This window comes from Luteolibacter ambystomatis (genome assembly GCF_018137965.1).
In the GTDB taxonomy this organism is placed as follows: domain Bacteria; phylum Verrucomicrobiota; class Verrucomicrobiia; order Verrucomicrobiales; family Akkermansiaceae; genus Luteolibacter; species Luteolibacter ambystomatis.
Genome location: NZ_CP073100.1, coordinates 2,820,609 through 2,833,202 on the forward strand (window position 1 = coordinate 2,820,609; position 12,594 = coordinate 2,833,202).

The 12,594-nt window shown below is 63.3% G+C and carries 9 protein-coding genes and 1 tRNA gene; 4 read left to right on the top strand and 6 right to left on the bottom strand.

Annotation, left to right across the window (positions count from 1 at the left end; genetic code table 11):
* Nucleotides 1-43: 43 nt before the first annotated feature.
* Both KBB96_RS10750 and KBB96_RS10755 read right to left on the bottom strand, forming a co-directional pair.
* Entirely contained in the window at nucleotides 44-931 is an 888-nt protein-coding gene (locus KBB96_RS10750) for a hypothetical protein (protein ID WP_211629411.1), read from the bottom strand.
* Nucleotides 892-1,353, bottom strand: coding sequence for a hypothetical protein (locus tag KBB96_RS10755; protein WP_211629412.1), 462 nt, complete (start codon nucleotides 1,351-1,353; stop codon nucleotides 892-894). The genes KBB96_RS10750 and KBB96_RS10755 overlap by 40 nt, the downstream gene beginning before the upstream one ends.
* A gap of 247 nt (nucleotides 1,354-1,600) precedes the next feature.
* On the opposite strand from KBB96_RS10755, the gene KBB96_RS10760 reads away from it, so the two are divergent.
* The 3 genes from KBB96_RS10760 to KBB96_RS10770 all read left to right on the top strand — a co-directional run bounded on the left by KBB96_RS10760 (nucleotide 1,601) and on the right by KBB96_RS10770 (nucleotide 4,380).
* On the top strand, nucleotides 1,601-2,266 hold the full coding sequence (locus KBB96_RS10760) for a response regulator transcription factor (protein ID WP_211629413.1): 666 nt from the start codon (nucleotides 1,601-1,603) through the stop codon (nucleotides 2,264-2,266).
* A gap of 205 nt (nucleotides 2,267-2,471) precedes the next feature.
* On the top strand, nucleotides 2,472-3,092 hold the full coding sequence (locus KBB96_RS10765) for a PEP-CTERM sorting domain-containing protein (RefSeq protein ID WP_211629414.1): 621 nt from the start codon (nucleotides 2,472-2,474) through the stop codon (nucleotides 3,090-3,092).
* An 82-nt stretch (nucleotides 3,093-3,174) separates the two neighbouring features.
* Nucleotides 3,175-4,380, top strand: a complete 1,206-nt coding sequence (locus KBB96_RS10770) for a substrate-binding domain-containing protein (protein ID WP_211629415.1) — start codon at nucleotides 3,175-3,177, stop codon at nucleotides 4,378-4,380.
* On the opposite strand, the gene KBB96_RS10775 is transcribed toward KBB96_RS10770, so the two are convergent.
* Nucleotides 4,371-5,981, bottom strand: coding sequence for a beta-N-acetylhexosaminidase (locus KBB96_RS10775; RefSeq protein ID WP_211629416.1), 1,611 nt, complete (start codon nucleotides 5,979-5,981; stop codon nucleotides 4,371-4,373). The genes KBB96_RS10770 and KBB96_RS10775 overlap by 10 nt on opposite strands.
* A 175-nt stretch (nucleotides 5,982-6,156) precedes the next feature.
* Here KBB96_RS10775 and KBB96_RS10780 point away from each other — a divergent pair, with 175 nt between their 5' ends.
* The gene (locus tag KBB96_RS10780; RefSeq protein ID WP_211629417.1) at nucleotides 6,157-9,120 is read left to right on the top strand and encodes a sensor histidine kinase; all 2,964 of its coding nucleotides are present in this window, start codon (nucleotides 6,157-6,159) and stop codon (nucleotides 9,118-9,120) included.
* An 89-nt stretch (nucleotides 9,121-9,209) separates the two neighbouring features.
* Here the strand turns inward: KBB96_RS10780 and KBB96_RS10785 are convergent, their stop codons facing one another.
* The 3 genes from KBB96_RS10785 to KBB96_RS10795 form a co-directional block, all read right to left on the bottom strand.
* Nucleotides 9,210-10,514 (bottom strand): alpha-amylase family protein, encoded by a 1,305-nt coding sequence (locus KBB96_RS10785; RefSeq protein WP_211629418.1) that lies wholly within the window; start codon nucleotides 10,512-10,514, stop codon nucleotides 9,210-9,212.
* Nucleotides 10,515-10,925: 411 nt separating this feature from the next.
* Nucleotides 10,926-11,011: transfer RNA gene (locus tag KBB96_RS10790), tRNA-Tyr, on the bottom strand.
* A gap of 179 nt (nucleotides 11,012-11,190) precedes the next feature.
* A complete protein-coding gene (locus tag KBB96_RS10795) occupies nucleotides 11,191-12,570 on the bottom strand; it encodes a S1 family peptidase (protein ID WP_211629419.1) in 1,380 nt (459 codons plus the stop codon).
* Nucleotides 12,571-12,594 lie beyond the last annotated feature (24 nt).

Sequence of the window (12,594 nt, forward strand, 5' to 3'; positions counted from 1 at the left end):
ACGGCGGCTCCCGGCCGCCGTTTTTTTATCCCTGCCACATCCTTCAGATCCCCGGGCCGCCAAGGGACTTCTTGCCCAGCTTCCACACCGGACCACCGGGATCGAAGGAAGGAGCCGCACTCTTCGAGCCCGGCGTTGGGAGCGAGCCCTCCAAACGGAACAACGGCAGAATCGGCGAACCGGTGGGATCCTTCTGATAAGTCGCGCCGTTTTCCTCGACGTAGAGCAGCGCGCCAAACGAACCACCCGGGACCTCGCTGATGAGGATCTCCATTTCATATTCCGATCCGGCGTTCGCCTCGAACTCGGCCCCGACAGCGAGGCCTCCGATCGCATCGTTCCATGCGAACCCCTCATATTGATAGTAGGTCACCGGCCGTTTCATCGGATAGTCGCGGCGGATCTCCTTTTCGAGATCGCGGTTTTCCTTCTCCCCGCGCAGGACGGCGCGGGTGTCCTCGTTGGACAATGTCATGGGCGTGGTGCCGGAGGTCCAGCCGTGGTCGAGCACGGTCTTGCGGTTGAAGCGGACCACCAGGATGTCATCCGCCGCACCCACGAAGCGATAGCGCGCGGTCTTCGGCGGGATCACGCTGCCGCGGTAGAGCACCATCCAGCGGCTCGGTTGGACCTCCTTCTCGCACTTGAAGGCGGCGGGCGCGGCGTCCGCGGACATCTTCGGGATGAAGACGCGGGTCTGATAGAGCTTCTGCGGAGCCTGGTAGTATTTCCTCAGCGAATTCTCGCGCCAGCCGTCGTTCACGAACTCGCGGACGATCTTCACCATGTCCGCGGGCGTGACATCGGTGGACTGCCGCTTGTCGGTCTGCTTCATGTCATAGAAGGTGCCGATCATCGCCCCTGCGTTCGGATCGAGCAGGCCGAAGGGATTCACGCCACCGGAGGCCCCGCCGCCGATGCCCGGCCCCATCCCCCCTGGCAGTCGCCACGCCCTCCCCCGGAACCGCTGCCGCCGAGACCACCGGAAAGACCGCCGCTGCTCAGCGCTCCCACGGAAGACATGCTGGCGGAAGCATCCGGCTCCGGCAGGGTGAAACTGCTGCTCGCCCCCTTCGCCGCCATGCGCGGGGCGTTCGGCATCGACATGGTGGCACGCTGCTTCTTGTTGCTGATCTCCTTGACTCCGGCCGATCCACCGCCGCCCCCCTTCGGCATGAAATCGATCTCCGCCTCCTTGGCCGGGATGGTCTGGAAGATCCAGACCACGCCGATGGAGAGCAGGATGGCGTGAACGATGATCGACACGGACAACGATCCTCCTCCCAGCTTGCGCCAGAAGGAAAGCGGCGAGGAACGACGTGGGGCCATCGCGGCCATGGGTTCTTGGGACATCGGAAAAAGGGAGGATGTGGGTTTGGACAGCAGGCCGGATTTTTCACCCCGACCGCCTGATGCCTGTCATCAGGCTATGCCCGCCCGGAACGGGAACAACTGGGCAAAACTACCGATCCACGCCATGCCGGCAGCCTCGTGAACCCTCCACCACGGCACAATCCCGAACCCGGCTCCTCCAAGTGCGGGGATGGGCAGAATTGCCGAATTGCGAACTGATCCCGGCATCGCGATACTTGACCCGATCATGAGCACCCACGACAAACCGAAACCGGCGTCCCCGCGACCATCGATCACCATCGCGGTGGTCGAGGATGATTCCCGCATCCGCTGGAGTCTCTCCGCCATTCTGGAGGAAGAGGATGATTTCGAATGCGTGGGTTCCTTCGCCAGTGCGGAGGAAGCCCTCACCCACCTGCCAAAGCTGGCCCCCCAGGTGGTCCTCATGGATGTGAACCTGCCGGGCATGACGGGAATCGACTGCGTGCGGCAGCTCACCTCGCGCAAAAATCCACCCCAGATCATCATGCTGACCGTGCGTCAGGATTCTGAAATCATCTTCGATGCCCTGGCGGCCGGTGCCAGCGGCTACCTTCTCAAGCCACCCACCGCAAGCGAACTGGTCAACGCGGTACGGGATGTCTTTTCAGGCGGAGCTCCGATGACGGCTTCCATCGCCCGCCGGGTGGTGCAGTCCTTCAACAAGGCACGCGCCCGGACTCCGGAGACGGAGTCCCTCTCACCGCGTGAGATCCAGGTGCTGGAACTGCTGGTGCAGGGGTTTGCATACAAGGAGGTGGCCGCCGAACTCGGCATCAGCTACTCGACGGTGCAGCGCCACATCGAGAGCATCTACCGGAAGCTTCACGTGCATTCCCGCACCCACGCGGTGTCGAAGTATCTGGGTGCCTGACACCTCCGGCCGCCTTGGCCGCGCATCCGGCCGGAGTCTTCACGCCCGCCGGTGAAGATGCCGCAAACACCCGCAGAGTTCCGGGCAGTTTTGCCCATTGGATGGCAGGACGGTGATGGAGATGATCGATGGTGCCGGCGCGGCCGGAGACATGCCCCCAAACTCCATTCATATGGCCATAAGACCCCTGCTCCTTTGTGCAGCCATGACCGGCGGCACTCATGCCGCGATCGTCGCCATCAACGATACCTTCGCCGCCAACACGCTCGCCAACTATACCGCGGCCGGCGGCTATACCCTCTCCTACAATGCCAGTGGTAGTCCGGATTTCGGAGATGGAGCGGGAGACGGCTTTCTGAATGTCAATGTGCCGGCCAGCAACAACACCGGCTCGCTGGTCACCTCGCTGGGAACCGTGGACGCGGAAGATGTGGGCAAGCAACTGACCCTCGTCTTCCGGCTGGACGGAAGAAGCGTGAACTTCCACTCGGACAATGTTTCCTTCACCGTCAATGCCACGGTGGTCCCCTCCACCACCGTCTCGACCACCACGTTCCCCGAATGGGACAACGCGGGCACGGCGGCCACCGGAGCGGGCGCCATCACCGACTGGCGCATGAAGAACGCCGTCGGGACGCTTTCCTATACCATTCAAGCCGCGGACGTCGGCAATACCCTCGGCTGGAAGTTCGCCTCCGCCTCGACATCCTCGGGTGGATACTCATTCGGAATCGACAACTGGAGCCTCTCCGTCGTGCCCGAGCCGTCCTCCTCCCTCCTCGCTCTCGCGGGCTGCACCACCCTGATGCTGCGCCGCCGGCGTTGAGCTTCCCCTGATGCACCATTCCCTCCAAAGGCATCAGGCGCGCGCCCATCCCATTCCCGCCGGCGGGAAATCTCCGCCGGTCATGCTGCTCGCCCTCGGCATGCAGGACCCGGCACTGCTGGAAGGCATCATCGGATGGGCGCGCGCCAATGAATGGAACGTGGATCTCTCCGTCCTCCACCACGGGCAGTTGCCACCCGCTTCCGGATTCGATGGAGTGCTCGCCACCGCCAGCAACCGGAAGATCGTCCACTGGCTCGCCCGCCTGGAATGTCCCGTGGTGAGAATGTTGGACGCCGGTCTCCCGAAGCTCGCACGCGAGACCTCCCACTATCCGATGGTGAGCTGCGATGCGGAAGCCGCCGGCAGCCTGGGAGCCGGGCACCTGCTCTCGGTCGGGCGCCCGACATTCGTCTTCTGCCGCCTGTCGTCCGGGAGTGACGCCCTCGCGACCCAGCGTGGATTCGTTCGCACCATTCTCAAGTCCGGCCGGGAACCCGTGGTGCTCGACTTCATGAAAGACCACCCGAAGCTCTCCCGGAACCAAGCTCCACCGCGCGGCCTGGTCCGCGCATGGATGATCGCGAAACTCCGTGAACTGCCGCTGCCGGCAGCCGTGATGACGGATGACGACCGCTGCGCCCTCGACCTGATGGCTGCGGCCTCCGGCATCGGTCTGGACATACCCGGAGACCTGGCCCTCCTGGGCAGCCACAACCAGCGTTATCTGCTGAGTGCCTCGACGGTGGAAATCTCTTCCGTGGATACCAATCTGAAGGAGGTCGGCAGGACGGCGGCGGAATTGCTGGACAGCCTTGTGCGGGGTGGGAGAAAGCCATCCTCCCCCCTGCTGATCCCCCCCTCGCGGGTGGACACCCGCGCCTCCACTTCGCTCTACATCGGGCCGCACCCCGGCGTGCGCCGCGCGATGACCTACATCCGGGAACACTTCGCCCGACCGATCCGGGTGGCGGATGTGGCGAAAGTCTCCGGCCTCACTCCGCGCGGACTGCAGAAGGCCCTTCTCCAGGAAGCCGGTATCACTCTGGTGAGGGAAATCACCCGCCTGCGGCTGGAAGCCGCCATGCAGCTTCTGGACGACCCCGGACTATCACTCGAGGAGGTGGCGAAGCGGACCTGCCTGAGCGATGCGAAGAACCTCTGCCGCCTGTTTCTCACCTACTACGGAACGTCCCCGCGCAAGTGGAGCCGGGGCAGACGCCGGAAGTTGGAAGCTCTCATCGCGGAAAGCACCGACAGCGGCTCTTCCGCCCGTGCTCAGGGATGATCCAGATGGGTCGCGTTCGCCCCCTCATCCGTCACTTCCGGAGAGTTCGCGAATGGATCATACGGAACCACTCCCCCGGTCCGCAGCACCGGCAGCTCCGCCCGCAGGCGGTCTTCGAATGAAGCGAGATCCTTGCGCTCGCGGGGGGTCCATGCCGCCTCGGCCATCGCGATGAGGCGCGGCCAGGTGAGAAACTCACGGCGCCGGGTGGTCGCCGCGTTTTCCGTCCACAGGCACGCCTGCATGCCGAGAACCTTGGACTCCTGCTCCGCTGTCAGCCCCAGGGCATCGGGGAATCCATACACGTCCGCGAGCGGATTGAAGCCCTTCCACGTGCGTCCGGACTTGTGGGACTCATGCTGGATGAAATCGAAATACAGCGGCCGCCGCGGGCACAATACCACCGGGTACCCGCGCTGCAGGGCATTCTGGAGCACCTGGGGTTGATCGTGACGCCACCAGAAGACCACCGTGCCATCGACAGGCAATCCCTGCGCCGCGATCTCGTCCCAGCCACCGGCCTTCAACCCCATCCGACGGATCAGCGAGGCCGTGTCCCGGACGAACCAACCCTCCACTCCGGCATTGTCGGGAAGATTCTCACGCTGCATCAGCCCCCGGACTTCCGGCAGTGACGACCACCCGCCCCAGCCGAAGTGAACCTCATCCCCGCCGAAGTGGATCATCCCGGCCTCTGGAAACAACTCCGCCACCTCCTGGAACACCTTGGCGCGGAATTCCCATACGGCCGGAGATCCAGGATTGTAGGTGAACCGCGGCCATTTCAAAGGCTCCGCAGGCTTCTTGTATCCACCGCCACCCAGTTCCGGATATGCGCGCACCGCAGCATCCGCATGTCCCGGCATGTCGATCTCGGGAATCACCACGATGTTCCGCTCCCTGGCGTACCGCACGATCGAGCGGATCTGGTCCTTCGTATAAAATTCCGCCTCCCCTTTGCCCTCGGGATCGGCCTCATTGCCACGGCCCCCGATGGTGGTGAGCGCCGGGTATCCTTCGATCTCGATCCGCCATCCGGGCGAATCCGTGAGATGCCAGTGGAAGCGGTTCAGTTTGTACCGCGCCATGGCGTCCAGCAGGCGCTTGACCTCCTGTTCCCCGGCGAAATAGCGGCTCTCATCCAGCATGAATCCCCTCCACCCGAAGCGCGGGGCATCCGTGATGGTCCGGCATTGCAACCGGAAATGACCGCCATCCCGCGGTGCCTTCGCGATCAACTGGGCCAGGGTTGTCGCTCCGTAGCAGAGGCCCGCTTCCCCACCCCGGATCCTTGCGCCGTTCGGAGTAATCTCCAGTGTGTAAGCCTCCTCGTCCTTGGTGTCGGCCGCAGGTTCAAACACCACCCCCGGCCCCCCTTTGTTCTCCGTCCTTCGTACGTTTCCGCCAAGAGCCTCCACCACCAGGCGCACGGCCCGCTCACCAGCCGGCGTGGCTGGCGCTTTCACCGGCGCGTCAAGCGGGAGCAGCAACTCCCCTTGGGTTTCGAGGTTGCCCGCTGGCAGTGGAATGACAGACACCTCGGCGGCACGGGTCCCGGCCACCGCCGCCAGAAACAAGAAGGAAAGAAGAAAACGGAGCATAAGGGTGGGAGAAAAAACATCCGGAGCAGACAAAGGCGCCCCGCAAGGATGGATGAATTGTTGGTTGGACCATCATGCCAGCCTCAGCCAGCTCCCATAGTCGGCAAAACTGCCCATGGACGACCTTGCCCGGACCCGCTTGCAAAGGACCGTGCTTTCCTGCGATCCTCCCACCATGCTTTCCCGTCTGCTGGCGCTCTGTCTCCTCATGGCGGGACACCCGGCCACCGCCGCGAGTCCGGTGGAAGAGCCGGTGGACATGAGCTTCCGCAACTGGACGACACGGGAAGGCCTCCTGCACGACCGCGTCCGCACGGTGCTCCAGACACGGGATGGATTCATCTGGCTGGCCACGGATGCCGGCCTGCTGAGGTTCGATGGCTCCTCCTTCAAGGCTTTCACCGTTCATGACGGCCTCCATGCGCCGGTGGTGAGCGCGCTTTACGAGGATGCGGAAGGCAAACTATGGATCGGCACCATCGGTGGTGGCATCAGCGTGATGGCCTACAACCGGATCGAGCGCACCTACACCCGCACCGATGGGCTGCCGTCCGAGTGGATCACCGGCTTCGGACTCAATCCTGAGGGCCGCTTGCTGGCGAACACCTGGGGAGGACTGGCACTTTTCGATCACGACCATTTCATCGCTCCACCAAAGAACGAAACCGAACCAGAACCGATCCTGCCGATAGCCCGCGACGGAGAGGGCACCCTGTGGGGGATCGGCCACAGCTGTCTGAGACGGTGGCAGGACGGCCAGTGGAAAGCCGATCCCGGGGGGACATCCAATGCCACCGCGATGTGCGTGGATCATAAAGGGCGGCTGTGGGCATTCTTCGAAGACCGGCTGTGGTGCCGGGACGCGGGCGTATGGACCTCCCACGAGATGCCGGCAGGGACCGGAGGCCTGGTGAACACGCTGGCGGAAGCCCCGGATGGCACGATCTGGATCGCGGTGTACCGGAAAGGGCTCCATGGCTTCAAGGACGGGCGCTTCATCACACCGGCCCCCACCCCCGGCTACAGCCCGGACCTGATGGAATCGGTCATCGTCACCCGGGACGGCCAGATCTGGCTCACCTCTACCTACGGTCTGTACCGTATGTCGGAGCAGCGCATCCGCTTCGGCATCGTGGACGATCCGCAGGCCGCCCGCGTCTCGAACAATCTGGGCGGCCTGCTGGAGATCTCACCCGGGAAATTCCTCCTCGCCACCCAGGGCAATGGCTTCCTCGTCTGGCAGGACGAACGCATCTCCCGCCTGGATGAAAATCCCGAGCTCGGTCCGGAAGTCTTCGGCAATCTCCTCTATCGCACCACAGATGGAACCCTATGGCTGGGAGGAGCGAAGGGACTCTACAAATGGCACCCCGATCAGGAATCCGCCGTTCCCATCAAGCAGAACCTCCCCATCCCGGACTCCGCATCCATCTGGGCCATGGAGGAAACCGGCGATGGGACCCTGTGGATGGGCAGCACCCTCGGCCAGCTGCTGCGGATACGCGGGGATCGGATCGAGAAGGTGGAATATGGCGGCCGGAACGAACCGATCAAGGCGCTCGCGGTGGAGAAGGACGGCACGGTATGGGTCGGCACCCGCGGCAATGGCCTGTTCCGGCAAAAGGATGGCGTCTGGTCACGGCTGGGACGTGAGACCGGATTGCTGAGCGAGGTGATCCGGACGCTTTATCTCGATCCCGATGGGCATCTCTGGGTGGGCACGGATGGCGGCGGAGTGGCGCTGTTTCGCGGCGACCGCTTTGTCCCGATCTCCGGCGAGGATGGGTTGCCGAGCGACAGCGTCTCCCAGATCACCACGGACGACCGCGGGTGGCTGTGGCTGGGCACCCATCGCGGACTGGCGGCGATCAACCGGGCCGAGGTGGATGAGGTTCGCCAAGGCAGGCGGACGGAGGTTCATCCGATTCTGGTGAATCACTCGAACGGGTTGCTCTCGGAGGAATGCACCATCGCCCCGCCGGTCAAATGTGCCGATGGCTCATGGGCCTTTGCCACGGTCCGCGGGTTTTTCCGGTTGCAGCCGGACGACTTCCAACCGGACACCTCGCGGCCGCCGGTATTCCTCGTGAAGCTCCTCGCCAATGGCAACCCGGTGGAACTACGGGAGGAGAAGATCCAGCTCCCTCCGGGGACCGAACGTCTTGAGTTCGAATATTCCGGCATCTTCTTCAAGGATCCCGACCGGCTGAAATTCCGCACCCAGCTGACCGGGCTCGATTCCGGATGGGTCCAGTCCGGAACCCGGCGCTCGGCGGAATACCGCAATCCCGGACCCGGCACGTTCCGGTTCGAGGTGCAGGCGTCCACCGGCAATGGACTGTGGAGCGAACAACCTGCTTTCGTGGAAATCATGATCGCCCCGCACTTCTGGCAAACCTGGTGGTTCAGGCTCGGAGCCGTGGCGATCTTCGCCGGCACGATCGTCTTCCTCGCGAGGCATGCGGAGCGCAGGCGCTCCGCGCTCCGCATTGAGGCTCTGGAACGCCGCCAAGCCGTGGACAATGAAAGAGCCCGCATTGCGAGGGATCTGCATGACGATGTCGGAGCCAGCCTCACACAAGTGGCGCTGCAAAGCCAACTGGTGGAACGCAACCTGATCCGGCGCCCCGAGCGGGCCGGCGAGTATCTCAAGGAGATTTTCAAGACGGCCCGCGAGACCACGCGCGCGCTGGACGAGATCGTATGGGCGGTCAATCCCACCCAGGACACGCTCGACAACTTCGTCTCCTTCCTGGGTGCCTTTGTTCAGGACTATACCCGCAGCGCCGGCCTCCGCAGCCGCTTCGACGTACCGGAGACCGTGCCCGCGCTGGCGATGCCACCGACCGTGCGCCACCACCTCTATCTCGCCTCGAAGGAAATCCTGCACAACGTCATCAAGCACGCGCACGCTTCGGAAGTCTCCCTGAAGGTCACGATGAATGACGGATGCTGCGTCATCGTCATTCGCGACAATGGCTCGGGATTTGTCGAAGCCCCGGCCGCGGTGGGGGCGGACGGACTGCTCAATCTCCGCAGCCGCCTGGAACAGGTCCGTGGGACCTGCTCCCGCTCCAGCACCCCGGGTGAAGGCACCTCCGTGGAAATGCGCATCCCCATCGATTGGGACCAAGGGTAGGGCGGACCGGCAATCGACATTCAGAGCGATCCCCACAAGGCCGGGACCTACGATCTTCATCGTAGTTCGACCGCACCCACCGCGTCCGCTCACTTGAGCGTCATCAGATAAACATGGGCCTGGTTCGAGCGGAAGTTGTCCTCCAACACGCCATTCTTCACCTTCACGGTCCGCTTCTCGCCGTTGACCGTGGCCACAACCTCTTTCACGGCCTCCAGACCTGGCAGGGTGGTGCGGACCGACAACCAGTCGGCCTCGCTTTCGTTCACCGCGATCACGGTCACGAGGTCACCCTGGCGGCGGCACCAGAAGAAAACGTTTCCGAATTCCGCATCGTACCACGTGGTCGAATCCAAGCTGGGATTCCCGATGCGCGGCCACAGGTCCTGCGTTTCCTTCAGGACATCCTTCAGCGCCTGCCGCAGCGGAGGCCGCACGAAGATGGTGTAGTATCCGAAGCGCTCGTGCAGCGAGTCCTCCGGCTGCAACAACCAGTAGAAGAGCCCGTTGGACCCATGGGCGATGAGGTCGAAGGCCTGGCCCCGGATCTTCACCGGCGTATCGGGAAAAGTGGCGCGAAGCTTGTAGGGTGGATTTTCCAGATTCTTTTTCACCGATTCGATCTTCGCCTGCGCTCCGGCTTCATCGAGCGTTCCAGACTGCACGGCGGAAAAGAGCTGCGCCGGGCTCACCACCTCGGAATCCGCCTCGTTGAAAGCTTTGAAGTCCGTGTCGAACAGGTTGGCAATGGCGATCCACGGCACACCGTGCTTCGCCGCGGTCCGGTGCTGCCGGGGAAGCGCGCCCGCCTTCAAGGCGGAGGGCGGCCCGCTGTACACCTGGGGCATGTCGACATCGCAGGCATCCTTGAATGTCTCCAGTTCCCAATTCGACGAAAACACCGGATGATCCGGATCGGTGTCCTTGATCCAGCGATAGATGCCTTTCAACTCCTCCGGCTTGATATTCTTCACGGCAGGTTCGTCCGCAAGATACCAGGCATAGAGCGCCGGATGCGTTTTAAACCGCTCGATACGCCTGCGGAGCGTGGCGAGCGCTTCCGGAGCCGGCGATGCCTTCATGTCCAGATCAAACAGCACCTTCAGCCCGCGCTTGCCCGCCTCATCGAGATACTCCGCCACCTTGTCATCGCTCATCGTCCTGAACTGATAGGTCTGAACAATGTTGAAACCATAACCCGCCGCCCGATCCATATCGGAAACATTCACCGCATAAATGCCGCGGGGCATGAACGGCTGACCGTCCACCGTGGAGCGCGCCTGGAGGTATTCGACCTTCGGTTCCGCGGACGCATGCGGCGGGAGCAATGGCATGACGGCGGCAAAACCCAGGGTCAGAGCCCGGATGTTGAGATGGGAGTGGAATGGTTTCATGGAACGAAGAATGGAAAAGCCACCAACCGCGGCAGGGACGGTTCGGTCCCTCATGGCATCCCAAGAACCTTGCCGGCAATTCCGGAAGGACCTGGTTTCAAGGGATCTCCAGCCGCGGCAGTGGCAGTGGAAAACGTGACCCTTTTGCCAGCATGGGACATTGGGCAAATCTGCCCATTTTTCAGCCGGGACAATCGATGGGCATGACCGGCACCAGAAGCCTCACCGCGCCTGCGAAAAGGATTGGATTCCGAATGTCAATCCAGCCCGGCCCATGGAGGCCATCGAGATAGATCCAACCAGTCTGAAATCCTCCGCTCCGTCTGCATTGGGCGGTATTCGGGCACATGCCAAAACGAAAGGCTCCGCATCGCGGAGCCTTGTCTCGTTACAACCATCTTGGAGTCAAGATGGTGGGCAGAGCTGGATTCGAACCAGCGTAGGCGTTAGCCAGCAGATTTACAGTCTGCCCCCTTTAGCCACTCGGGCATCTACCCATTCACTTGTGTTTCCCGCCTCGCGGCGGGGCCGGTTGTTTAGGGAGCGGGCGCGGGGTTTGCAAGAGGAAACCGGAAGGTTTTCCGGGATTTTTTTCCGATCGGGCAACCGGCTCCCCGCGGTGCCGCGGAAGTAGTTGGCGGACAATGGAGGGCCATCACCCGATTGCGCGACACGCCTACTTGTTCAGCCCTTGGATCGTGTCCGAGATCAGCGTCTGGGCAGCCTTGCTCCATTCGAGGGACTCCTTGGCGAGCTCGCGGTGGTAGGGGCCGAAGCGCTCGGGATCGAAGCCGGCGGTCTGGCGCTTCGATTCGGAGAGGATGGCCTCGTAGAAGCCGGTGAACTTTTTGATGAGGTCGCGATCCGACTGGCGCATGCGGTTTCCAGCCAGCGAGCTGTTCATTTCCAGCAGCGCCTTCACGGACGGGCGCGTGCGGTTCTGCTGGAGGATGCCGAGGGCATCAATCTTCTCGGACTGGCCGCCGGCGCGGAGACCGGCGGTGGTGGGCTGGAGGGTGGAAAGCGCGAGCAGCAGACGGGTCGTGCCGTTCACCTCCTCAATACGACGGCGTTCCTCGAGGAAGGAGGCGATGGGAACGGTCTTCCACTTCACATCCACATCGAGACGCGCGGCGAAACGGCGGACATCCGCGAAGGGCGTGGCGGCCGCCCACACGTCGGTGCGGGCGGCGATGAGGTGGGTGATGATGCCGAGGGCCCGGCCTTCCGGAGCGGTGAAAAGCGGTCCGCCGCTGTTGCCCTGGATCACGGCGGCGCTGGTTTCGATCTGGTTGGGACCGAGCCCGGTGACGGTGCCATCGAGGATGGTGAGGACTCCACCTCCTCCGCTGTTGCCAATGGCGAAGACACCGTGGCCGACCTTCATTTCATTCGTGGCGAGTTCCGGCGGCGGGGAGGCCGGTTCTTCCTGCATGGCAAAGCGGACCATGTCCGCGGCCTCCGCGACCTCGAACGCGCCGAATTTGGTGAAGGTGCGCCCGGCGGTGGTGCGGATATCGAGCTTCGAATTTCCGCTCAAGACGTGGGCGGCTGTGTAGAGGTAGGTCTTGCCATTCTGACGCGCGAAAAAGCCTGTGCCCTCCGACTGGTCGCCCTTGATGATGACGACGGAGGCGAGCAACCGGTTGGCCAGGGCCTTGTCAGTGGGGCCGGTATCGGGACCTACCTGCGGGAAATTGAGCGGATCTCCTCCTGAAGCGGGTGCCGGGACAGACTCCGGAGTGGTGACGGCAGTTTCCGGAGAGGGAGGCGCGGTAGGAGCGTTGCTGGAGATCTGGGCGATCCTGCGCTGCAGATCGGCAACGTCGCTTTCGGCTTTCTCGGCACGCTGGCGCAGGCCGTCCATCTGCTGGAGGCGCATCTTGAGGGCCTCGTTCTCGGAGTTGAGCTGGCTGGTGTCCGCCTGCAGGTTGGCGATCTGCGTGCGAAGGCCTTTGGTCTCCGCCGTGTCCTTGGGCTTGTCACAGGACGAGACAAGCAGGGAGATCCCGAGGATGCCGGCGAGGGGAAGATCGGTTGGGGGCCGCGGAGACATGTGTTGATGTTGAGGCCCGGAAGG